This is a genomic window from Pradoshia sp. Z4_20 (genome assembly GCF_058216035.1).
The window spans coordinates 353,020-377,015 of sequence record NZ_JBZAJD010000002.1 but is presented as its reverse complement, the minus strand read 5'-3'; the positions used below and the strand labels follow the sequence as shown (position 1 = coordinate 377,015).

Genomic DNA, 23,996 nt, shown 5'->3' with positions numbered 1-23,996 from the left:
AAATGCAAAAATGGTTTAAAGTTGGCAAAATTGTTAATACCCACGGAATAAAAGGCGAGGTCAGGGTTATTTCAAGCACTGATTTCCCGGAAGAACGATATAAAAATGGGAGCACTTTATATATCTTTAAAAAGAGCTCAAATGAGCCTGTTGAAGTCACTGTTCAATCTTCAAGACAACACAAAAACTTTTATTTATTGACGTTTGAAGGGCATGGCACGATAGAATCAGTGGAGTCTTATAAAGAAGGCGTATTAAAGATATCAGAGGAACAAATGGGCAGCCTTGATGAAGGGGAATATTATTACCATGAAATCATCGGATGCACAGTACGTACTGCAGATGGTGCCGAATTGGGTGTGGTAAAAGAAATCCTTTCACCTGGAGCAAATGATGTATGGGTCATCAGCGGGAAAAACGGTAAAGAAGTATTGATTCCTTATATTGATGATGTTGTTAAAGAAATTGATGTAGATGCAAAAATGATCTCGATTGATCCGATGGAAGGACTGCTTGATTAATGAGAATCGATATCCTAACCTTATTTCCTGAAATGTTCAGCGGAGTGTTTGGATCCTCCATCCTTAAGAAGGCTGCTGAAAAACAGGCAGTTGAATACCATACCCATAATTTCCGGGAGTATTCAGATAACAAGCATCAATCTGTTGATGATTACCCATATGGCGGTGGGGCAGGAATGGTACTGAAACCTCAGCCGATTTTTGATTGCTTGGAGCAAATCACTCCAAAAGAGCAGAAGAAAAAGCCTCGGGTCATCCTTTTATGTCCACAGGGGGAACGCTATAACCAAGCTAAAGCAGAGGAACTGGCAAAGGAAGATCAGCTTATTTTCGTGTGCGGGCATTACGAAGGGTATGACGAAAGGATACGCGAACATGCGGTAACAGACGAAATATCAATTGGTGATTTCGTATTAACGGGTGGAGAGCTTGGAGCAATGGTGATCATCGATAGTGTAGTGCGGCTATTGCCAGGGGTGCTGGGGAATGAGGATTCACCTGTACTGGATTCATTTAGTTCAGGTCTTTTGGAACACCCTCATTATACGCGTCCGGCTGATTTTCGCGGGATGAAGGTCCCGGATGTTCTCATTTCGGGAAACCATAAATATATTGAGGAATGGAGAAAGAAAGAATCTTTGCGCAGAACCTGGCAAAGGCGTCCGGATTTATTGAATCATTATGATCTGACCAAAGAAGAAAAAAAATGGCTCGAAGAAATAAAAAATGAAGATAGATAGTTGCGCTTTAGGTGTTTTATATGATAAGATACATTTTGTGAGTTAGGCTGTAAAGCCTTGCTTTTATAACAATGTTCCGCTGTCATTATCTCGAGAAGGGGTGGCAAGAGCATTGGGTGGAAGGAGTTGAATACGATGCATAAATTAATCGAAGAAATCACGAAGGATCAATTAAGAACTGATCTTCCTACTTTCCGTTCCGGTGATACTGTAAGAGTACACGTTAAGGTTGTTGAGGGAACTCGTGAACGTATTCAGGTATACGAAGGCGTAGTAATCAAGCGTCGTGGAGGCGGAATCAGTGAAACTTTCACAGTCCGCAAAATTTCCTATGGTGTAGGTGTTGAACGTGCATTCCCATTGCACACACCACGTATCGCTAAATTGGAAGTTATCCGTCGCGGTAAAGTACGTCGTGCTAAGCTTTATTACTTGCGTAACCTACGCGGTAAAGCAGCACGTATTAAAGAAATCCGATAATTACGTGTTTAACGTGAGTGGATACAAGGAGCTTGTGCTGACACAAGCTCCTTTTTCACATTAAACATCAAATTATTGCTTTTTTATGTGAAAAGTATATATTTATACATATATAGAGAAGATATAGGCGGTGTACGAATATGGCTAAGTCTAAAGGGAAAAGTGAAATCCTCGAGTGGGTTAAAGCTTTAGTTATTGCAATAGTATTGGCAGCAATCATCCGATATTTCCTATTTGCACCTATATTGGTTGATGGTTTATCGATGATGCCAACCCTTCATAATGAAAATAGAATGGTAGTCAATAAAATGTCCTATAAAATCGGTGAACCTGAGCGATTTGATATAGTGGTATTTCACGCTACAGAAGAAAAAGATTACATTAAAAGAGTAATTGGCTTACCTGGAGATAAAATAGAATATAAAGATGATACTTTATATATTAATGGCAAGGCATATGAAGAGCCTTACCTGGATGAAGCCAAGGAACAAATGATTGAAGGACCTTTGACAGAACCATTTACACTGGAAGAAATTATTGGCCAGGAAACGGTTCCCGAGGGTGAAGTGTTTGTGATGGGGGATAATCGAAGATACTCGAAAGATAGCCGCCATATTGGAACGATCAAGCAAAGTGAGATTTTGGGCAAAACCAGTCTAGTGTACTGGCCGTTAAAAGAATTTAGAATTGTTGACTAATGACTGAAAAGGTGAAAGTATGACGATACAATGGTTTCCCGGGCATATGGCTAAAGCTCGGCGTGAAGTAACAGAAAAATTAAAGCTGGTAGACATAATATTTGAGCTAGTAGATGCTCGGCTTCCCCAATCATCTAGAAATCCTATGATTGATGAAATTATTCAGCATAAACCGCGGCTGGTGATTTTAAATAAGGCAGATATGGCAGATCAAAGTAAAACAAATCAATGGTTAGCCTATTTCGAAGCTAAGGGAATTAAAGCCGTAGCCGTAAATGCACATCAAGGGACAGGCTTGAAAAGTATTATGGCGGGAGCTCAAGAAGTTCTTAAAGAAAAAATAGAAAAGATGAAATCTAGAGGAATAAAACCACGTGCAATCCGTGCCATGATTGTCGGAATTCCCAATGTTGGGAAGTCTACATTAATAAATAGGCTTGCTGGAAAAAATATTGCCAAAACCGGTAATATGCCAGGTGTGACAAAAGCGCAGCAATGGATTAAAGTTGGTAAGGAGCTTGAACTATTGGACACTCCTGGTATCCTATGGCCGAAGTTTGAGGATCAGGAAGTCGGCTGTAAACTAGCTGTAACAGGAGCTATTAAGGATACCATTTTAAATCTTCATGATATTGCAATCTATGGATTGAAATTTTTGGAGAGGGAATATCCAGCGCGTTTGCTCGATGGGTATAAGCTTGAGGAAATTCCAGAAGAAATTGTGGAAGCCTTTGACCAAGTAGGGAAATTGCGAGGATGTTTAGCTGGCGGTGGCATAGTGGATTATGATAAAACTGCTGAATTGATTATAAGAGATATCCGTACACAAAAATTTGGAAGATTAACGTTTGAATCTCCATTTGAATTGGAATCTGATATATAATAAAAAACTAGAAGGCCCCCTTGTTTGGGGGTCTTTACATTTGTGTGCCAAAACCGATATTAATTAGGAAGGATAGCAGAAATGACGAATTCACTTACCATTTCAGAAATAAAAAATAAGCTTAAAGAGCTAGAAACCATCGAGGATCCGTTTGTTCAGGAATGCCGCAAGGATCAGCGTAAAGGCGTCCAGGTTGCCCTCTCAGGCTTTGAAAGAGCAATTGCCAGGAAAGTAGAGGAAAGACGCCATTTCGACTCCATATCGGTTTTTGAGAACCAACTAAGGGATGAAGGATATCAATATATAGTGGGCATAGACGAAGCAGGCAGAGGGCCGCTTGCTGGTCCTGTAGTAGCAGGGGCTGTGATTTTGCCTGAAAACTTTTATTTAGCCGGCCTTACTGACTCAAAGAAACTCTCTGCTGCAAAAAGAGAGCAATACTACGAGTACATACTGGAAAATGCGCTTGCGGTTGGGGTTGGCATTATACACAGTGAGGAAATCGACAAAATAAATATTTATGAAGCTGCCAAAAAGGCGATGCTTTCAGCAGTGAATCAGTTAAAAGTATTCCCGGAATATGCATTGATAGATGCTATGAAGTTAGACTTGCCTATACCACAGATGTCGCTGATTAAAGGGGATGCCAAGTCTATCTCTATTGCAGCTGCTTCAGTCATTGCCAAAGAAACGAGAGACAGACTTATGAAGGAATATGCAGAAATCTATCCACAATATGGATTTGATAAGCATATGGGGTATGGAACGAGCAGTCATTTAGAAGCTATCGAAAAGTATGGTCCGGTTGATTGGCACAGGATGACATTTGCTCCTTTAAAGAATAATTACTGATAAGAGAGGTGTGATTTTTTGCAGCCTGTCATAAATATAGATTCATGGATCAATAAACTGGCTTATAGCAAGGTATCAACAGGCTTCAGAGATGGCCAAATATTTGCTGGAAAAATCACGAAATTTTATCCTCATAATATGGCGGAAGTTCTCGTAAATGGAACAAAAATGATAGCGAAATTGGATGTATCAGTGGAAGCGCATGTGCGCCAATTATTTCAGGTCAGGCAAACAGAAAATGGTTTGATGCAATTAAAGGTATTGCCTTTTGGCAGTGGAATATCAAAGCCCGATTTGCCCGCTCAACTATTAAGTGCATTCCAGATAAAGGCATCAAGGGCGGGGGAAAATCTGGCTGAAATGGTGATTGCCAACCAGCTGGCTGTGACGAAAGATAGCTTTACCAGGGCTTTAAACTGGCTGAATTCAACAGGCGATCCATCGATAGGAATGCCAACCATTAAATTAGCGTACATGAACCAGCTTCCGATACATAAAACTGTGTTGGATGCTCTTTTATCACTGAAAACTGGAGAATCATTAACTAGTATGCTTGATTCCCTGACAAAATATCTTAAGACTTCCGACAATCTAGGTAAATATGCTCATATAATAAATAGATTAGAGGAATTTCTTCAGACAGGTAAGAGGGAAGCCTTTCAAGGGATAGCTATGTCTCTTATGGACGAGAATATGGAAATTTTTCAAAAGGCTGGGCTGATCCTTAAGGAAGGAGAGGTAATTTTATCGAATTCTAGTCATAATAGATTACAGGAATGGATAGAAAGGGTATTTAGTGGAAATAGCACACGTCCCCCTGAACTAACAGCAGAAGAATGGCAAAAGGTTCAGGAAAAAATTTTGAAAAGTGATCTGTTTAGTCATCTTGATAAGAATAACACCTTATATAAGGCGATGAACTCCATCATGCAATCACTAGGAATTAAGGATCAATCAAAACAGCCTGAGACAAGTATAGTAAAGGATACATTGATACAATTGACGGCCGAAAAAACACCCATCCAACTAAAAAACCAGGCTGAAGCCATTCTGACAAGGTTAGCCGCGTTTCAATTATTATCCCAGGAAACCGGACCACTGCAGAATGTATTTATGCAGATTCCAGTTCCCTTAACTTCGGTTAAAGGTGATTTGACATTGCAATGGACTGGTCGAAAACGAGAAGATGGGACAATTGATCCAGCATATTGCCGAATTGTATTTTATTTAGAGCTAGCCCACTTAAAAGAAACCGTTATTGATATGAATATCCAAAACCGGATCATTAGTTTAAAGATATGGACTGGGGAGAAAAAGGAGGCAAATATTGCTGCCAGTTCCCTGGTGACCATACTGAAGGAAAATTTAGAGGAGAAGGGGTATATTCTATCAACTGTAAAAATTGCTGATTTTTCGCAGGAGAAGTCTGTAAATTCTGAAATAAGTAAATCATATTATCCCTCTTTTGGGTATACCGGGGTTGATTATAAAATATGAAAAAAAGCAGAAAATCTGCCTCTGTTTTAAAATATGAGGAAAATCAGGATGTCTCCCCAAAATTAATAGCTAAGGGAAAAGGTATTGTAGCTGATCATATCTTAAAGGAAGCTGTAAAACATGAGATTCCTGTCCGAAAGGATCCTAGTCTTACAGAATTACTATCACAGCTTGAGATTAATCAATCGATTCCTGAGGAACTTTATCAGGCAGTTGCAGAGGTTTTTGCCTTTATATATAAGGTTGACCATAAAACTAGTAAATAATTTATAGAAAGGGTTTCCTAAGAGATAGAGAATTTCGCCATAGAATACCTGTGTATTGTGGACAGGTCTTTTAGTTTGAAAAATATGGGTAAATAAGGAGTGGGCGTGATCGATTTTTTTTCTGTTTCTAATGATTATTTTCATTCTGGCAGCGAATTTAATTGCGTTCTTTGTTTTTAATAAAAAGCGCAATTTGTATCTAGCTGCATTAGTCACTTTATTATTGGCCGGTGTGTTTGGTTTAGTCGCTGGAATGTTAGCCGTCTGGCTGATAGAAGATGGATTTGCGTTCTTTTACGGATTTAACATAGCAGCTATTTTGCTGTGGAATAGTATCGCCGTCTTTTTGATTGCCATCATCGTTTCGCTTGTTAAATTGTATCGAAAACAAACCTAATGGATATAGCTCCTGAAGTTGGGATGAAGCGAAAAGCTAAAAAGAAAAGTTGTGAGATTTTGAGGGAGTAGTGGATAGAATTATCTTCTATTACTATAGTAACTTATCCGAAGAAGTTTTCTACGGAATGCCAAAATATATATCTTTTTTGAAGGCTGAAAATGATGATTTCAGCCTTTCTTTTAGTATGCTTTCTTTATCATTTTATGTAATAAGTGTAAAAAAATTACCGATATTTGGTGAAATCGCTTTAAATTATTGGACTTTGAATACTAGTTTTAATACAATGAAAACGCAATATATTTTTTATAGTCTGAAAGTTTTGATGGGAGGATAAGAAATGAATATCCATGAGTATCAAGGTAAAGAGATCCTCAGACAATACGGGGTAAATGTTCCAAATGGAAAAGTCGCTTTTTCTGTTGAGGAAGCAGTTAACGCAGCAAGTGAACTTGGAACTGCGGTTACTGTTGTGAAAGCTCAAATCCATGCGGGTGGAAGAGGGAAAGCTGGCGGTGTCAAGGTTGCCAAATCGCTGGATGAGGTTCGTACATATGCTGGTGAAATACTCGGCAAAGTATTGGTAACGCATCAAACGGGTCCGGATGGTAAAGAAGTAAAACGCTTACTTATTGAAGAAGGCTGTGACATCAAGAAAGAATATTATGTTGGGCTTGTTCTTGATAGAGCAACTTCAAGAGTTGTATTAATGGCTTCTGAAGAGGGCGGAACAGAAATAGAAGAAGTTGCAGAAAAGACACCGGAAAAAATCTTCAAGGAAGTTATTGATCCTGTAATCGGATTAACACCATTCCAAGCTAGAAGAATAGCTTTTAATATTAATATACCAAAAGAATTAATCAACAAAGCAGCTAAATTTATGACTAGTCTTTATACGGCATTTATTGAAAAAGACTGTTCTATTGCTGAAATCAATCCTTTAGTCGTTACAGGCGACGGAGAAGTGATGGCTTTGGATGCTAAGTTGAATTTTGACGAAAATGCGCTTTATCGCCACAAGGATATTGTCGCTTATCGAGATCTTGAGGAAGAAGATCCAAAAGAAATCGAAGCTTCCAAATACGACCTAAGCTATATATCTCTTGATGGCAATATCGGCTGCATGGTTAATGGCGCAGGACTTGCGATGTCAACAATGGATATTATTAATCACTATGGTGGCACTCCAGCCAACTTCCTCGATGTTGGGGGCAGTGCAACGGCTGAAAAAGTTACGGAAGCATTTAAGATTATCCTTTCAGACAGCCATGTTAAGGGGATTTTTGTAAATATATTTGGCGGCATAATGAAATGTGATGTTATTGCTGAGGGCGTTGTTGAAGCAGCTAAACAGGTTAGCTTACAGGTACCGCTGGTCGTACGCCTAGAAGGTACGAATGTAGACCTTGGTAAAAAGATATTAGAGGAATCCGGTATTAATGTCACAGCTGCAGAATCAATGGCTGATGGTGCACAAAAAATCGTTTCGTTAATAGGCTAAGACTGGAGGATATATGAAATGAGCGTATTTGTTAATAAAGATTCAAAAGTGATTGTACAAGGTATTACAGGATCTACAGCCCGTTTTCATACGAAGCAAATGTTAGAATACGGCACGAATATTGTTGGCGGTGTAACACCTGGTAAAGGCGGCGCTGAGGCTGAGGGTGTTCCTGTCTTCAATACCGTAATTGAAGCAAAAGAAGCAACAGGTGCCAATGTATCAGTTATCTATGTACCAGCTCCTTTTGCTGCAGATTCCATTCTTGAAGCAGTTGACGCAGAGCTTGATCTTGTCATCTGTATTACAGAGCATATCCCTGTATTGGACATGGTAAAAGTAAAACGTTATATGGAAGGGAAGAAAACACGTCTAATCGGGCCGAACTGTCCGGGCGTTATTACTCCTGAAGAATGTAAGGTAGGGATCATGCCTGGTTATATCCACAGAAAAGGGCATATTGGCGTTGTTTCTCGCTCGGGTACATTAACCTATGAAGCGGTGCATCAATTAACTCAGGCGGGCTTTGGACAGTCATCAGCAGTTGGTATTGGTGGCGACCCTGTCAATGGAACTGATTTCATCGACGTTTTAAAAGCTTTTAATGAAGATCCTGAAACGTATGCGGTGATTATGATCGGTGAAATAGGTGGTACAGCGGAAGAAGAAGCAGCCCAATGGGTGAAAGAAAATATGACAAAACCGGTTACCGGATTTATCGGAGGCCGTACTGCTCCTCCAGGGAAACGAATGGGCCATGCAGGCGCCATTATATCCGGCGGAAAAGGAACAGCCGATGAGAAAATTCGGGTGTTGAATGAATGCGGTATTAAAGTGGCTGAAACTCCGGCTGTAATGGGTGAAACGATGCTAAGTGTATTAAAAGAAAAAGGGCTATACGATAAATGTAAAACGCATTAATAATAAGACAGGCCTCCCCTTATCCTTTTTTAGGGGAGCGTCTTTTATATTAAAAATATTAAGAGGTGAAGCTGTTATGGATGAATGGAAGAATAGGCTTGTGCACCTGGATCATTGTCGGGGTATGAGTTGGAAAGCTAAATTTCGCATATTGAAAGATGATCCGAACCTTCAGAAGATGTATGATCAGCCCTACCGTTATTGGGTGGAAACATTGGATTTATCCCCGTCAAAAATCTCCTTCTTCATGAAAGACCTCCACAATGAAGATCTTCAAAAAATGCCTTCTATATATGAGAAAAACCACATCCGCTGTATAACATTCCTCGATGACCTATATCCCGGACAACTTTCTGTTATTTATCAACAACCATGGATTTTATATTGCAAAGGAAATCCTGAACTCTTGCATAATTCAAGGATATTAGCCATAATAGGTAGCCGTGCCCCTACTGAATACGGAAAAAAGACGGTTAACTATCTAATTCCTGATTTAGTTAATGCAGATGTTTGTATTGCTAGTGGATTAGCAAGAGGGATCGATTCACATGCACAACATAAAGCTCTCCAAAGCGGTGGAAAGGTTATAGCTGTTATTGGTGGTGGGCTTTTTAATATTTATCCAAAGGAAAATACAAAACTTGCTGAATTAATTATGAAAAATGGTGTAGTATTGTCTGAATATCCACCCATCATGAAACCGGAACCCTGGCATTTTCCTATGAGAAACAGAATTATTAGTGGTTTATCACGGGCTATACTAGTGGTAGAGGGAAAACAAAGAAGTGGGACATTTATCACAATCCAGCATGGGTTAGAACAGGGTAAAGATATCTATGCGGTACCGGGCAGTGTGTTTTCTGAACTGTCTGCAGGCCCGCATGAGCTGATTAAAGAGGGTGCCAAATTAATCAATCATGCTAATGACATTATCTATGAGTGGTGACATCAACAGAGCTTCGGGACATCCATGGATAAAGATTACCATTTTGTTAGTTAGGCTATTTTAAAACTATTTAAGTTGCAAAATTATAATTTCTGTTATACATTGTGCTTCAGACAAGGTTTTTTGGTCAGGGTAATTATTCAGATTATATTGATTGTTGTTAATAGTAAAAAAATCATTAGAACATATCATTGACAGAAGTAAATCTAAACCTTCATAATCATACATGCATGAATATAGAGAATGATACCCTCTTAAGGAGGAAAGAAATGGCGGATTATTTAGTTATAGTGGAATCGCCTGCTAAAGCGAAAACCATTGAAAAATATTTAGGAAAAAAATATAAAGTGAAAGCATCCATGGGCCATGTACGTGATTTACCGAAGAGCCAGATGGGTGTAGATTTTGAACACAATTATCAATTGAAATATATCACCATTCGCGGTAAAGGTGATGTACTTAAAGATTTAAAGACAGCCGCAAAAAAAGCTAAGAAAGTCTATCTCGCAGCTGACCCCGACAGAGAAGGGGAAGCAATCGCGTGGCATTTAGCTCATAGTCTCGGTGTGGATGTAAGCTCTGATTGCCGTGTCGTATTTAATGAAATAACAAAAGACGCAATTAAAGAATCATTTAAACATCCAAGACCTATTAAAATGAATCTGGTAGATGCACAGCAAGCGAGAAGAGTATTAGACCGTATTGTGGGATACAGCATAAGCCCAATTCTATGGAAAAAAATAAAAAAAGGCCTAAGTGCCGGACGTGTTCAATCGGTTGCTGTCCGTCTAATTATCGATCGTGAGAAAGAAATAGCAGCATTTGAGCCGGAAGAGTATTGGTCCATTAATGGATCGTTTCTGAAAGGCAAGAAGGATTTTGAAGCTAACTTTCAATCTTTGAATGGCAAGAAAGTTCCGTTGCAATCCAAAGACGATGTAAATAATATACTTTCAAAATTAAATGGAAACGAATTCTTAGTACAATCGGTAACGAAGAAGGAGCGAAAACGTAATCCAGCTCCTCCGTTTACAACATCATCCCTGCAACAGGAAGCGGCTCGTAAACTTAATTTCAGAGCAAAGAAAACCATGATGATTGCACAGCAACTGTATGAAGGTATTGAGATTGGCAAAGAAGGAACTGTCGGTCTGATTACGTATATGAGAACGGACTCTACCAGGATTTCAGAAACTGCTCAAAAAGAAGCAAGCGGATGGATTACATCTCAGTTTGGGGAAGAGTACTTACCAAAGACCCAAAGGAAGGATAAGCAAACATCTGGAGCACAGGATGCCCATGAGGCGGTAAGGCCGACCGGGGTAATCAGGGAACCTTCTATGATAAAGCAATATCTCTCTCGTGACCAATACCGCTTATATAAATTAATATGGGAACGATTTGTTGCCAGCCAGATGGCGCCTGCCATTATGGACACGATGGCCGTAGATTTAAAAAACGGTGATGTCGTATTTAGAGCAAATGGGTCAAAAGTAAAATTTGCCGGTTTTATGAAAGTATATATTGAAGGCAATGATGATAATAATGAAGAAAAGGAAAATTTACTGCCAGATCTAAAAGAAGGGGATGTTGTATTTTCAAAAGACATTGAGTCAAATCAACATTTTACTCAGCCGCCGCCTCGTTATACAGAAGCAAGGCTGGTTAAAACCCTTGAGGAATTAGGCATTGGCAGACCATCAACCTATGCGCCAACACTTGATACTATCCAAAAGAGAGGCTATGTAGCTCTAGATAATAAGCGCTTTGTTCCGACAGAGCTTGGAGAAATTATTATTGAAGTTATGAGTGAATTCTTTCCTGACATCCTGGACGTCGAATTCACAGCTAAAATGGAAAACGAACTGGATAATGTAGAAGATGGTGAAGTTGAATGGGTTAATATTATCGATCATTTCTACAAAGAGTTCGAAAAGGATTTAGCCAAGGCTGAAGAAGAGATGAAAGAAATCGAAATAAAGGATGAACCAACAGGCGAATCATGTGAGGAATGTGGATCGGCGATGGTGTACAAGATGGGGCGTTATGGAAAATTTGCAGCATGCAGTAATTTCCCGGATTGCCGGAATACCAAGCCGATTGTCAAAGAAATCGGTGTGAAATGTCCTAAATGTCATGAAGGCAATATCGTTGAACGAAAAAGCAAAAAACGCCGCATCTTTTATGGCTGTGATCGTTACCCGGCCTGTGAATTCATTTCTTGGGATAAGCCAATACAGCGACCTTGTCCAAAATGTCAAGGACCGTTAGTTGAGAAAAAACTTAAAAAAGGCATTCAAGTTACATGTCTTGATTGCAATTATAAGGAAGAACCACAAAGTTAAAGGAAGGAAGAGCTGAGGCTCTTCCTTCTTAAATCTCAATAAAATACGTGAAATATCCTGAAACTTTTTAATAACAGATACGTATGACTTATAAAACATATTGTTTTTAAATGAGTTACATGATATAACGATTTACGTAATAAATATAGCTGGAGGGTATACATAATGCAAAGAGTAATAGTAGTAGGTGCCGGATTAGCTGGCAGCGAAGCGGCCTGGCAATTGGCCGAGAGAGGCATACAGGTTGATTTATATGAGATGAGACCTGTGAAACAAACTCCGGCACATCATACAGATAAGTTCGCTGAATTGGTTTGCAGCAATTCTTTGCGAGCAAATACTTTAACCAATGCGGTTGGAGTATTGAAAGAGGAAATGCGTCAATTAAACTCACTTATTATTGATTCTGCAGATCACTGTTCTGTACCGGCTGGAGGAGCACTGGCTGTTGACCGCCATGAGTTTGCAGGCAGAGTAACAGAAACATTAAGAAATCATCCAAATGTAACGATTCATAATGAGGAATTAACGGAAATACCAAAAGATGAGATAACGATTATTGCGACGGGGCCTCTTACCAGTGAATTATTATCACGTGAAATCAGCCAATTAACAGGAGAGGACTATTTTTATTTTTATGATGCGGCTGCACCGATTATTGAAAAAGACAGTATTGATTTAGACAAAGTTTATTTGAAATCACGCTATGATAAAGGGGAAGCAGCTTATTTAAATTGCCCAATGACTGAAGAGGAATTTAATACTTTTTATGACGCGCTAATTGAAGCAGAAACTGTTCCGTTAAAAGAGTTTGAAAAGGAAATTTTCTTTGAAGGATGCATGCCTATTGAAGTGATGGCAAAGCGAGGAAAGAAAACCATGCTGTTTGGCCCGATGAAGCCGGTTGGCCTAGAAGATCCTAAAACGGGAAAACGACCGTATGCAGTTGTGCAGCTTCGTCAGGATGATGCAGCTGGAACATTGTATAATATTGTTGGCTTCCAAACTCATTTAAAATGGGGCCCGCAAAAAGAAGTGATTAGATTAATTCCAGGTCTGGAAAATGCTGAAATTGTAAGATATGGTGTTATGCACAGAAATACCTTTATCAATTCGCCTAAAGTGCTGGAAGCTACATATCAGCTAAAAGAAAAGCCTAATTTATTCTTCGCAGGTCAAATGACAGGTGTAGAGGGATATGTAGAATCGGCAGCGTCAGGCTTAATTGCAGGTATTAATGCAGCTCGGATGGCTTCAGGACAGGAACCATTAACCTTCCCTCAGGAAACAGCAATGGGAAGCATGGCTCACTATATCACCTCAACTAATTCCAAAAACTTCCAACCTATGAATGCTAATTTTGGCTTATTCCCGGATTTAGGAAGGAAAATTAAATCCAAACAAGAACGAGCTGAAGCTCACGCTGAACGTGCTTTACAAACAATTCGGAACTTTTTGAATAGTTTGTAAAATAATTGCAAGGGTTACTATTATATGTTAGTATTTAGTAGCCCTTGATAAGGAGTGACTTTTTTGAATAATGGAACTTCTTTAGAATTTTATATAAAGTATTTACAAATCGAAAAAAACTATTCAAAATATACTATTGCATATTACAAACAGGATATAGAGGAATTTTTCTTGTTCATGAGTGAACAAGTTATTTCCAGTTTGAAAACAGTCACATATCCCGATGCTCGATTATATGTTACGAATCTCACTGAACGTAATTTGTCTAAAAGAAGTATCAGCAGAAAAATATCTTGCTTACGATCGTTTTATAAGTTTCTCATGAGGGAAAATATGGTGGATGAAAATCCATTTGCAATGCTTTCATTGCCAAAAAAGGAACAGAGGCTGCCTAGGTTTATGTATGAAGAAGAGATGGAAGCGATATTTTCAGCTATCGATCATACTTCTACTATAGGAAAGCGGGACTTGGCTATTTTAGAACTTTTGTATGCAACAGGTATGAGGGTAAGTGAATGTTGCAGTGTGGAACTGGGCGATTTGGATTTTTCTCTTATGACTGTTCTTGCTCATGGGAAGGGGAAGAAGGATCGTTATATTCCTTTTGGCGAACATGCTAAAAAAGCATTGCAGGAATATATTGAAGGACCCAGAAATGAATTAATACAAAAATCTTCACAACAGCACGCGTTTCTGTTTGTTAACCAAAGAGGTAACCCTTTAACTCCAAGGGGTGTTCGGTATATTTTAACGAATATTATAGATAAAGCTTCCGTTAATAAACATCTATATCCACATATGCTGCGGCATAGTTTTGCAACACACCTATTAAATAGCGGTGCGGATATACGCTCTGTACAGGAACTTCTCGGTCATTCCTCCATACAGGCGACGCAGGTTTATACGCATGTCAGTAAGGAAAGACTAAGAGAGGTTTATAGAAACAGCCATCCGAGAGCTTAAAGATATTTGCCTTAATTTTAGTAAGGGAGAGTTGTATTATGGAACAATTTCATGCTACTACCATTTTTGCAGTGCAACATAATGGGGAATGTGCTATGGCTGGTGACGGTCAGGTAACAATGGGAAATGCCGTTGTAATGAAACACACTGCAAAAAAAGTGAGAAAATTATTTAATGGAAAAGTGTTAGCCGGTTTTGCAGGCTCAGTTGCGGACGCTTTTTCTTTATTTGAAATGTTCGAGAGTAAGTTACATGAATATAATGGAAACTTACAGCGTGCAGCGGTTGAACTTGCTAAATCCTGGAGAAGCGATAAAGTTTTACGTAAGCTTGAAGCTATGTTAATCGTAATGGATACGAATCATATGCTGCTGATTTCAGGTACCGGAGAAGTGATTGAGCCTGATGATGGTATATTGGCGATTGGTTCCGGTGGGAATTATGCGCTGGCCGCTGGACGTTCCTTGAAACGTTTTTCCGGTGAAAATATGACAGCCCGAGAAATTGCTCATGCTTCGTTAACAATTGCATCTGAAATTTGTGTATATACGAATTCTAATATTATTTTGGAAGAGCTATGAACAAAGGAGGGTCATAATGAAACAGGACAACAAAAATCTAACGCCGAGACAAATAGTTGAGAAATTGGATCAATACATAATTGGGCAAGCGGATGCTAAAAGAGCAGTCGCTATTGCATTAAGAAATAGGTATCGACGCGGTCTCTTAAAAGAAAACATGCGTGATGAGGTTGTACCGAAAAATATCCTTATGATTGGACCGACTGGTGTTGGGAAAACTGAGATAGCTCGTCGAATTGCTAAAATTGTTAAAGCCCCTTTTATTAAAGTGGAAGCAACAAAATTCACAGAAGTTGGCTATGTCGGACGTGATGTAGAAAGCATGGTGCGTGATTTAGCTGAAACTTCTGTTAGACTTGTAAAAGAAGAAAGAATGCTGGAAGTGAAGGATAAAGCATTAGAAAATGCTAACAATCGAATTGTAGAATTGTTAGTACCTTCAGGCAAAAAGTCGTCTTCCTTTAAAAATCCTTTTGAGATGATATTCGGCGGTTCAGGTGATACTTCCAATCCATCTGATCAAGATAATCAGGAAGATGAAAGAAATATATATGAAAAACGCAGATTAATCAAAGAGCGTTTATTAAAAGGTGAGTTAGAAGAAGAAGTAATTACTGTAGAGGTAGAAGAACAGCCTCCATCAATGTTCGATATGCTTCAGGGATCCGGTATGGAACAAATGGGTATGAATATGCAGGATGCATTCAGTAATCTAATGCCTAAAAAGCAGAAAAAACGAAAACTAGCTATTAAAGATGCACGTAAGGTATTGGCAAATGAAGAAGCGCAAAAATTGATTGATATGGATGAGGTAACACAGGTAGCTATTGAACGAGCTGAACAGACTGGTATCATCTTTATTGATGAAATCGATAAAATAGCGAGTAAGAGCGGCGGTGCCTCTTCAGCAGACGTATCGAGAGAGGGAGTCCAAAGAGATATTCTTCCTGTTGTTGAAGGTTCGACAGTCGTAACGAAATACGGTACTGTTAAAACGGATCACGTGTTATTTATTGCTGCAGGTGCTTTCCATATTGCAAAGCCTTCTGACCTTATTCCTGAACTGCAAGGTCGTTTTCCAATCAGAGTAGAACTTAAAAAATTATCTGTGGATGATTTTTATAAAGTGTTAATAGAACCTGACAATGCTTTGATTAAACAATATATAGCATTATTAGAAACAGAAGGTATAGAAATTGAATTTTCAGACGAAGCTATTCGTAGGATAGCCGAGGTTGCCTTTGAAGTGAACCAAAACACGGATAACATTGGAGCAAGAAGATTACATACTATTATGGAAAAGCTTTTAGAGGACCTATCATTTGAAGCTCCTGAAATTTCTATGGGGCATATTATGATTACCCCTAAGTATGTGGATGAAAAACTGGGCGCAATATCTAAAAATAAAGACTTAAGTGAGTTTATATTATAAGTAGTTTGATGTTTCAGATTATTGCTCAAGGGTACAACTAATTAGTTACATTTTACTCTTTTCCATTATCCTGTTCACTCAATAAACTTGATAAATATCCATAAAAGAAGACATTATAGGAGGAAGTAAACAATGGATTTACTGAATAAAACAAGAAAAATAAACTCGATGCTGCAACAAACTGGCGGAAAGCAAGTTAACTTTAAAGAAATGGCTGAAAGCTTAAGCGAAGTAATTCAGGCGAATATCTTCGTAGTTAGCCGCAGAGGAAAATTACTTGGTTTTCAAATAAACCAACAAATTGAAAATGAGCGTATGAAAAAAATGCTCGAAGATCGTCAATTTCCTGAAGAATATACAAATAATCTTTTCAATATTAAAGAAACATCTTCCAATCTTGATGTTGAAAGCGAATATACAGCTTTCCCTGTAGAAAACAAAGAGTTATTTAAATCAGGCTGGACTACAATTATTCCTATCGTAGGCGGCGGTGAGCGCCTTGGTACATTAATTCTATCCCGTGTAGAACAAAAATTCGCTGACGATGATTTGATTCTAGGTGAATACGGTGCTACTGTTGTTGGAATGGAAATTTTGCGTGAAAAGGCAGAAGAAATTGAAGAGGAAGCTAGAAGCAAGGCTGTTGTTCAAATGGCTATCAGTTCATTATCTTACAGTGAATTAGAAGCTATTGAGCATATCTTTGAAGAATTAAAAGGTAATGAAGGTTTATTAGTTGCTTCCAAAATAGCTGACCGAGTAGGAATTACGCGTTCTGTTATTGTTAACGCATTAAGAAAGTTAGAAAGTGCCGGTGTTATCGAATCTCGCTCTTTAGGTATGAAAGGTACTTATATCAAAGTATTGAATGCTAAATTCTTAAACGAGCTTGAAGGATTAAAACGCTAATACAGCAAATAGAAAGACCGAAGTCAAAAAGTGACTTCGGTTTTTTTGTTACTGGATAAAAGAAGTCGGTTGGACTTGTAATTAACATCAATACAATATCATTTAACGTAAGATGTTGATAGTAATTGTTATTGCACTCTTATTACTTAATAATGGGAAATCAATGAAGGGTTTTCAAACTTACTTTATTTACTTCTATTAGTAATGAAAAAAAACGAACTCCTAAAAATGGGTTCGTTTTTTTGTTAGTTGAAATTTGAACAAAATGTGAAAATAGCCAGGTAAATTCAAAAACTCTTGGTCAAAATAGGACTATTGTACTTATCATTTTATGTTAATTTTCTTTAATATAAATTATGACAAATAATTTATAAATGTGACTATTTTGTCTTATTTATACTTAAAATAAAGAAATATGTAATATTACTCTGTAAAATAATAGTGAATATAGTAGTATATTGGATATATGTTCAATATATAGAAGGATTTGTCGTAGAAAATGAATTAACTAATAGAGTAGGGAAAACTCTCTAAGTATGAAAGGGTGATAAAATGAAGCTTTTTTCCAACACAGTCAGCTTGCTTGAACAAGGGTTGAATTACTCGTCATTAAAATCAAAAGCTATCTCCCAAAATATTGCAAATGTCGACACTCCTAACTATAAAGCAAAAAATGTGAGTTTTAAATCTGAATTAGATCAAGCAGCACAAATAAATAATCAATCCTTTAAAACCGATAGCAGGCACTTTGAATTTAAGAAAACAGGAAGCAGTGCCATTCAAGTAACCAGTAACAGTCGGAATTACAATAGTACAGGAAACAGTGTGGATATGGATAGTGAAATGAGCGATTTGGCTACTAACCAAATCTATTACAATGCATTGATTGAACGGCTGAATGGCAATTTTCAAACATTAAAAAGTGTTATACAGGGAGGTAAGTAGGTATGGGTTTGTTCACTGGCATGAACATTACATCCAGTGCGTTAACAGCACAGCGACTGCGTATGGATGTGATTTCATCCAATATGGCCAACGCTGAAACAACAAGAGGCAAGTATGTTGATGGTGAATGGCAACCTTATCAAAGGAAATCAATTGAATTGCAAACAAAGGATAATGGGTTTTCTAATTTTTTGAATACAGCTATGAATAAAACAAATAATTCTTCTGTTGGTAATGGTGTTAGAGTTGCTGCGATTAAGGAAGATGTCAATATGGTTTACGACCCTGGCAATCAGGCAGCCAATGAAGCTGGTTATATCGAGGAGCCCGATTATAAACTGGTCTATGATTCAGCCCATGCAGATGCTGATCCAGACACGGGGTACGTTAAAATGCCCAATGTTGATCCATTGCGTGAGACAGTTGATTTAATCAGTGCAACAAGGTCATATGAAGCGAATATTACAGTATTCAATGCATCCAAAGGGATGATGATGAAAGCACTTGAAATAGGAAAATAAAATTAGGGGGCTATAAGGGATGGAACCAATTCAATTAAACAACTCTGTTTCTTCAATTTTTACTCAAAAACTACCTAACTCACCCAATACTACACCATACGAATCTCAAAAATCTTTTGCGTCCGTCCTAAAGAAATCTATTGAAGAAATTAATACGACTCAGCAAGAATCAGCTACGATGACACAAAAATTAGCACTTGGTGAAAATGTTGATTTGCATAATGTAATGATTACATCCCAAAAAGCGAGTATAACGCTGCAGGCGGCTATGGAAGTCCGCAATAAAGCAGTCGAAGCTTATCAGGAAATAATGAGAATGAGCATGTAGAAAAATAATATATGCATTGTCCCAACGAAATTAATATTCCCTACATATGACAGGGAAGTCTCTGTGGACGTTAATATTGATGCAAAAGCTAAGTTCGGGGGATCACGATGAAGGAAACGTTCATAAAAATTGGAAATCAAATAAAAGATTTTTGGAAGAGCCGTTCAAGTAAACAGAAAACACTCTATATCAGTATGATGGCTGCAGTAATACTAATTGCTGCTGCGGTTGTTTTTCTTACTTCAAGAACAACGCTCGTTCCTCTATATAGTGATCTTTCACCAACAGAAACTGGATCTATAAAAGAGAATCTGGATGGCAGAGGAATCACGTCGGAAATCGCTGATAATGGCAGTACGATACTAGTTCCAAGTGAAATGGCAGATACGTTGCTAGTTGAGCTTGCTGCAGAGGGTATTCCGAATTCAGGAAGCATAGATTATTCATATTTCAGTGAAAATGCAAGCTTTGGTATGACTGATAATGAATTTAATGTCATTAAACAGGATGCTATGCAGAATGAAATAGCAGGCCTTATTAAAGGGATAGAAGGAGTTCAAGGTGCTGAGGTTATTCTCACCCTCCCTGATAAGGGGGTATTCGTTAGTGATACAAAAGAGGAGGCCTCGGCTTCCATAGTATTAAATACAAAGCCTGGACAGGAATTTGAAGAGAAGCAAATACAAGCCTTATATCATTTAGTATCAAAAAGCGTCCCAAATCTTCCTACAGATAATATCGTCATTATGAATCAATACTTTGAGTACTTTGATTTAAATAATAGTGGCAGCAATAGTACGGATAGTTTTGCATCCCAAAATGAAATAAAGAAAGAGATTGAGAAGGATATACAACGCAGAGTTCAAAGTATGCTTGGAACGATCATGGGTAACGATAAAGTTGTTGTTTCTGTAACAGCTGATGTGGATTTTACCCAAGAAAATAGAGAAGAAAATCTTGTGGAACCCGTGGATGAAGAGAATATGGAAGGCCTGACGATCAGTGCCCAAAAACTATCAGAGACCTATACAGGCGAAACAGGAGCAGAAGGCGGTACACCTGTTACTGAAGATCCTTCAGACTCACTGGGATCGCAGTATCTTGAAGGATCAAATGGAAATGGTGATTATGAGAAGACTGAGGAAACAGTAAACACAGAGGTTAACCGAATACGTAAAGAGATTAGTGAATCTCCATACAAAGTAAGAGATTTGGGGATTCAGGTTATGGTTGAACCACCTGATGCTAATGACACCAACTCTCTCCCAGAAGAAAGAATAACTGATATAAGAGATATTTTGGGGACGATTGTGCGAACAAGTATCGATAAATCAGAAAATGAAAATCCTCTAACAGATGATCAATTAGAGGAAAAAATTGCGATTTCCATCCAGCCATTTAATGGGAAAGTTACATTTGACGAACAGCAGGAAAATAGTACTCCGTGGTGGATTTATGTAATTGGCGGTGTATTATGTTTAGCGATTATTCTGCTTTTGATTTTTATTATCAAATCCAGAAAAAATAAAGAAATTGAGATAGAACAATATGAAGAACCGATCCCTCCTGTTTTGGTAGCCGATATTGAAGACGAAGCAGAATCAGAAGCCACTGTTAAAAGAAAGCAACTAGAAAAATTGGCGAAAGAAAAGCCTGATGAATTTGCGAAACTCTTAAGATCATGGATTACGGAAGACTAGGGGGTAAGAAGACATGTCTATCAGAGATAAAAAAAGTGGTCTAACGGGAAAACAAAAGGCTGCAGTCCTGCTCATTTCAATGGGGCCGGATGTATCTGCAAATGTTTATAAGCATTTATCGGAAGAGGAAATTGAAAAGCTGACCTTAGAAATTTCAGGCGTACGAAAGGTAGGCCCAAAAGAGAAGGAAGATATCGTAGATGAATTCCATACGATTGCGCTGGCACAGGATTACATTTCTCAGGGTGGAATTGGTTATGCCAAAACTGTATTAGAAAAAGCATTGGGCAGTGACCAGGCACAGGCCATTATCAATCGCTTAACATCATCTCTGCAGGTGAAGCCCTTTGATTTTGTCAGAAAAGCAGATCCGGGCCAAATTCTGAATTTTATACAGAATGAGCATCCTCAAACGATTGCCTTAATACTATCTTATTTGGAAGCGGGACAGGCAGGACAGATTTTATCAGAGCTTCCTCAGGATATGCAGGCAGATGTAGCGAAACGGATTGCCTTAATGGACAGCACCTCGCCTGAAATCATCAATGAGGTAGAACAAATTCTAGAACGAAAGCTATCTGCCACTGTTACGCAAGACTATACGCAAACCGGTGGAATTGAAGCCGTTGTAGAAGTGTTAAATGGTGTTGATCGTTCAACAGAAAGAACCATTTTGGATGCTTTAGAAATACAGGATCCTGAATTGGCTGAAGAAATTAAGAAACGAATGTTTGTATTCGAAGACATTGTCACCTTGGATAATAGAGCCATCCAAAGGGTGATAAAAGATGTAGAAAACGAAGATTTAATGCTGTCTCTTAAAGTCGCCAGTGAAGAGGTTAAGGAAATTGTTTATAAAAACATGTCCAAACGGATGGTCGATACATTTACAGAAGAGATGGAATTTATGGGACCGGTTCGTTTACGGGATGTAGAAGAAGCGCAGTCAAGAATTGTTGCGATTATTCGACGCCTTGAGGATGCCGGTGAAATCGTCCTAGCCCGTGGTGGGGGAGATGACATTATTGTCTAGAATTATAAAGTCCCATTATACAGAAACACATGCGCAAGAGAAGAAAATAATCCGGATTAAAAAAATAATGAATGAACAGAATGAGTCCCTTTTTCAAGAAGAGTCAGTAGCTTCTGATCTAAATCGGCTCTTGATGGAAGCAAATCAAAAAGCTGAGGCAATTGTTTTAGAAGCTCAGAAACAGGCTGATCAAGTTTATCTAAAGATACAGGAAGAAGTAAAGCAATGGGATAAGGAAAAACAAATTCTCATTGAAGAGGCCAGACAGGAAGGGTATCTCATTGGTAAGAAACAGGGTGCTTCGGACTCAAAAAGAGAATATCAGCACATGCTGAACCTTGCACAAGAGACAATGAACCAAGCTAAAAAAGAATACCAATCTGTTGTGGAAAAGTCTGAGTTTACCATCCTCAACCTCGGAATAAAGGTAGCTGAAAAAATTATGAATCAGCACTTAGACGAAAATGAGGAAGATTATTTATTTATTGTGAAAAAAGCAATTAAGGAAGCTCGAGAATATAAAAATATTGAACTACATATTCCTCCGCTTCATTACTCTTTTGTCTTAACACATAAAAAAGAATTAATGTCCTTATTTCCAAGAGAAACAGAGTTTTATATCTATCCGAATGATGAGTTAGAAGGAAATGGATGTGTAATTGAATCATCCAATGGACGTTTGGTAGCAAGTGTGGATGAACAGCTGGAACAAATCAGAATTAAGCTTCAGGAATCCCTTGAGGAGGACCTCTAATGAAAGTCTCTCAATTAATAGATCAAATTGATACTCTCGATACGTTTAAGAGATATGGGCGAATTAAAAGAGTGGTAGGTCTTATGATTGAGTCTCAGGGGCCGGCCAGCTCAGTTGGAGATGTATGCTTGATCCATACCGGCAAAAAGAACAAGGTAAAGGCTGAAGTAGTAGGATTCCGGGATGAGATTGTCATTTTAATGCCCTATAGTGCTGTAAGTGAGATAGCACCCGGCTCTATTGTCGAGGCGACTCGTAAACCGCTCGAGATCAAAGTAGGAACAGGTTTAATAGGCAAGGCACTTGATGCTATCGGAAACCCACTTGATGGAGGGTCACTTCCATACGGTTTATCCTCTACAGCAACGGAGCAGGATCCTCCAAATCCAATGTCACGTCCGCCCATTAATGAGGGAATTGAAACAGGTGTCCGCATGATTGATAGTTTACTAACGGTTGGAAAAGGTCAGAGGGTTGGAATTTTCGCGGGAAGCGGAGTAGGAAAGAGCACATTATTAGGAATGATTGCCAGGAATACGACAGCTGATTTAAATGTGATAGCTCTTGTTGGTGAACGTGGGAGAGAAGTCCGAGAATTTATCGAAAGAGATTTAGGTCCTCTTGGATTAAAAAGATCTATAGTAGTTGTGGCCACATCAGATCAGCCGCCCTTAATGAGAATAAAGGCTGCTTATACGGCAACAGCCATAGCTGAGTTTTTTCGCGATCGGGGGATGAATGTCATGCTGATGATGGACTCGGTTACAAGGATTGCTATGGCACAGAGAGAATTGGGTCTGGCTGTTGGGGAACCGCCGACAACTAAAGGGTATACTCCATCTGTCTTCAGTATTCTGCCAAGATTGCTAGAGAGAACTGGAACGAACAGTAAGGGAACGATTACAGCCTTTTATACGGTATTGGTAGATGGTGATGATATGAATGAACCTATTGCTGATACAGTACGTGGGATATTAGATGGACATTTTGTTTTAGACAGAGACCTTGCTAATAAGGGACAGTTTCCAGGAATCAATATTTTAAAAAGTATCAGCAGAATAATGGCTCATATTATAGAACCGACTCATGCTAAAGCAGCTGAAAAGGTACGACAATCCTTAGGTGCTTATCTGGAAGCAGAAGATTTAATTAATATTGGTGCCTATAAAAAAGGCTCCAACCCAATCATTGATGAAGCTATTACTAAATATCCTGCAATCATTGAGTATTTAAAACAGGATGTAAATGAAAAAGTGACGAAACAGCAAAGTATCGAACAACTGCACTTATTAGTAGAGATGGGTGGATGATTC

General features: G+C 38.5%; 25 protein-coding genes. All 25 read left to right on the top strand.

From position 1 onward, the window contains the following. Positions 1 to 2: 2 nt before the first annotated feature. Complete coding sequence (gene rimM, locus AC4BHP_RS07800; RefSeq protein ID WP_139891559.1) at positions 3 to 521, top strand: ribosome maturation factor RimM; 519 nt, start codon at positions 3 to 5, stop codon at positions 519 to 521. Beyond that, the gene (trmD, locus tag AC4BHP_RS07795) at positions 521 to 1,261 is read left to right on the top strand and encodes a tRNA (guanosine(37)-N1)-methyltransferase TrmD (RefSeq protein ID WP_066100512.1); all 741 of its coding nucleotides are present in this window, start codon (positions 521 to 523) and stop codon (positions 1,259 to 1,261) included. Before rimM ends, trmD begins: the two co-directional genes overlap by 1 nt. Before the next feature lie 135 nt (positions 1,262 to 1,396). Beyond that, positions 1,397 to 1,741 carry a 50S ribosomal protein L19 gene (gene rplS / locus AC4BHP_RS07790; protein WP_066100509.1) on the top strand — a complete coding sequence of 115 codons (345 nt, stop codon included), beginning with the start codon at positions 1,397 to 1,399 and terminating at the stop codon, positions 1,739 to 1,741. 140 nt (positions 1,742 to 1,881) lie between these two features. After that, complete coding sequence (lepB, locus tag AC4BHP_RS07785) at positions 1,882 to 2,439, top strand: signal peptidase I (RefSeq protein ID WP_066100505.1); 558 nt, start codon at positions 1,882 to 1,884, stop codon at positions 2,437 to 2,439. Positions 2,440 to 2,458: 19 nt separating this feature from the next. Continuing rightward, positions 2,459 to 3,322, top strand: coding sequence for a ribosome biogenesis GTPase YlqF (gene ylqF, locus AC4BHP_RS07780; protein ID WP_066100502.1), 864 nt, complete (start codon positions 2,459 to 2,461; stop codon positions 3,320 to 3,322). Positions 3,323 to 3,403: 81 nt separating this feature from the next. Then, entirely contained in the window at positions 3,404 to 4,174 is a 771-nt protein-coding gene (gene rnhB / locus AC4BHP_RS07775) for a ribonuclease HII (protein WP_066100499.1), read from the top strand. An 18-nt stretch (positions 4,175 to 4,192) separates the two neighbouring features. Beyond that, positions 4,193 to 5,671: a hypothetical protein gene (locus AC4BHP_RS07770; RefSeq protein WP_490551821.1), complete on the top strand. Its 1,479-nt coding sequence runs from the start codon at positions 4,193 to 4,195 to the stop codon at positions 5,669 to 5,671. After that, complete coding sequence (locus AC4BHP_RS07765; protein ID WP_139891260.1) at positions 5,668 to 5,937, top strand: EscU/YscU/HrcU family type III secretion system export apparatus switch protein; 270 nt, start codon at positions 5,668 to 5,670, stop codon at positions 5,935 to 5,937. The genes AC4BHP_RS07770 and AC4BHP_RS07765 overlap by 4 nt, the downstream gene beginning before the upstream one ends. A gap of 130 nt (positions 5,938 to 6,067) precedes the next feature. Next, a complete protein-coding gene (locus tag AC4BHP_RS07760; RefSeq protein ID WP_148629560.1) occupies positions 6,068 to 6,334 on the top strand; it encodes a 3-isopropylmalate dehydrogenase in 267 nt (88 codons plus the stop codon). Between the two features lie 340 nt (positions 6,335 to 6,674). After that, positions 6,675 to 7,835, top strand: coding sequence for an ADP-forming succinate--CoA ligase subunit beta (sucC, locus tag AC4BHP_RS07755; RefSeq protein WP_148629561.1), 1,161 nt, complete (start codon positions 6,675 to 6,677; stop codon positions 7,833 to 7,835). A gap of 18 nt (positions 7,836 to 7,853) precedes the next feature. Further along, positions 7,854 to 8,756, top strand: a complete 903-nt coding sequence (gene sucD, locus AC4BHP_RS07750; RefSeq protein WP_066100471.1) for a succinate--CoA ligase subunit alpha — start codon at positions 7,854 to 7,856, stop codon at positions 8,754 to 8,756. Between the two features lie 76 nt (positions 8,757 to 8,832). Continuing rightward, a complete protein-coding gene (gene dprA / locus AC4BHP_RS07745) occupies positions 8,833 to 9,702 on the top strand; it encodes a DNA-processing protein DprA (RefSeq protein WP_148629562.1) in 870 nt (289 codons plus the stop codon). Between the two features lie 269 nt (positions 9,703 to 9,971). Then, on the top strand, positions 9,972 to 12,047 hold the full coding sequence (topA, locus tag AC4BHP_RS07740) for a type I DNA topoisomerase (RefSeq protein WP_148629563.1): 2,076 nt from the start codon (positions 9,972 to 9,974) through the stop codon (positions 12,045 to 12,047). 165 nt (positions 12,048 to 12,212) lie between these two features. Continuing rightward, positions 12,213 to 13,517: an FADH(2)-oxidizing methylenetetrahydrofolate--tRNA-(uracil(54)-C(5))-methyltransferase TrmFO gene (trmFO, locus tag AC4BHP_RS07735; RefSeq protein ID WP_139891257.1), complete on the top strand. Its 1,305-nt coding sequence runs from the start codon at positions 12,213 to 12,215 to the stop codon at positions 13,515 to 13,517. Positions 13,518 to 13,580: 63 nt separating this feature from the next. Further along, positions 13,581 to 14,480, top strand: a complete 900-nt coding sequence (gene xerC / locus AC4BHP_RS07730; protein ID WP_140461264.1) for a tyrosine recombinase XerC — start codon at positions 13,581 to 13,583, stop codon at positions 14,478 to 14,480. Between the two features lie 38 nt (positions 14,481 to 14,518). Then, positions 14,519 to 15,061, top strand: a complete 543-nt coding sequence (hslV, locus tag AC4BHP_RS07725; protein WP_140461265.1) for an ATP-dependent protease subunit HslV — start codon at positions 14,519 to 14,521, stop codon at positions 15,059 to 15,061. Between the two features lie 16 nt (positions 15,062 to 15,077). After that, positions 15,078 to 16,493, top strand: coding sequence for an ATP-dependent protease ATPase subunit HslU (gene hslU / locus AC4BHP_RS07720; RefSeq protein ID WP_140461266.1), 1,416 nt, complete (start codon positions 15,078 to 15,080; stop codon positions 16,491 to 16,493). 132 nt (positions 16,494 to 16,625) lie between these two features. Next, positions 16,626 to 17,402 (top strand): GTP-sensing pleiotropic transcriptional regulator CodY, encoded by a 777-nt coding sequence (gene codY, locus AC4BHP_RS07715; RefSeq protein WP_066100446.1) that lies wholly within the window; start codon positions 16,626 to 16,628, stop codon positions 17,400 to 17,402. A gap of 552 nt (positions 17,403 to 17,954) precedes the next feature. Next, the gene (flgB, locus tag AC4BHP_RS07710) at positions 17,955 to 18,347 is read left to right on the top strand and encodes a flagellar basal body rod protein FlgB (RefSeq protein WP_066100443.1); all 393 of its coding nucleotides are present in this window, start codon (positions 17,955 to 17,957) and stop codon (positions 18,345 to 18,347) included. 2 nt (positions 18,348 to 18,349) lie between these two features. Then, the gene (locus AC4BHP_RS07705) at positions 18,350 to 18,868 is read left to right on the top strand and encodes a flagellar basal body rod protein FlgC (protein WP_140461267.1); all 519 of its coding nucleotides are present in this window, start codon (positions 18,350 to 18,352) and stop codon (positions 18,866 to 18,868) included. 19 nt (positions 18,869 to 18,887) lie between these two features. Continuing rightward, positions 18,888 to 19,196: a flagellar hook-basal body complex protein FliE gene (gene fliE / locus AC4BHP_RS07700; protein ID WP_066100437.1), complete on the top strand. Its 309-nt coding sequence runs from the start codon at positions 18,888 to 18,890 to the stop codon at positions 19,194 to 19,196. A gap of 107 nt (positions 19,197 to 19,303) precedes the next feature. Continuing rightward, entirely contained in the window at positions 19,304 to 20,896 is a 1,593-nt protein-coding gene (fliF, locus tag AC4BHP_RS07695) for a flagellar basal-body MS-ring/collar protein FliF (protein WP_490551820.1), read from the top strand. A 13-nt stretch (positions 20,897 to 20,909) separates the two neighbouring features. Next, positions 20,910 to 21,929 carry a flagellar motor switch protein FliG gene (gene fliG / locus AC4BHP_RS07690; protein ID WP_066100433.1) on the top strand — a complete coding sequence of 340 codons (1,020 nt, stop codon included), beginning with the start codon at positions 20,910 to 20,912 and terminating at the stop codon, positions 21,927 to 21,929. Further along, complete coding sequence (fliH, locus tag AC4BHP_RS07685; protein ID WP_187393410.1) at positions 21,922 to 22,683, top strand: flagellar assembly protein FliH; 762 nt, start codon at positions 21,922 to 21,924, stop codon at positions 22,681 to 22,683. Before fliG ends, fliH begins: the two co-directional genes overlap by 8 nt. Further along, the gene (fliI, locus tag AC4BHP_RS07680; RefSeq protein WP_490551819.1) at positions 22,683 to 23,993 is read left to right on the top strand and encodes a flagellar protein export ATPase FliI; all 1,311 of its coding nucleotides are present in this window, start codon (positions 22,683 to 22,685) and stop codon (positions 23,991 to 23,993) included. The genes fliH and fliI overlap by 1 nt, the downstream gene beginning before the upstream one ends. Positions 23,994 to 23,996 lie beyond the last annotated feature (3 nt).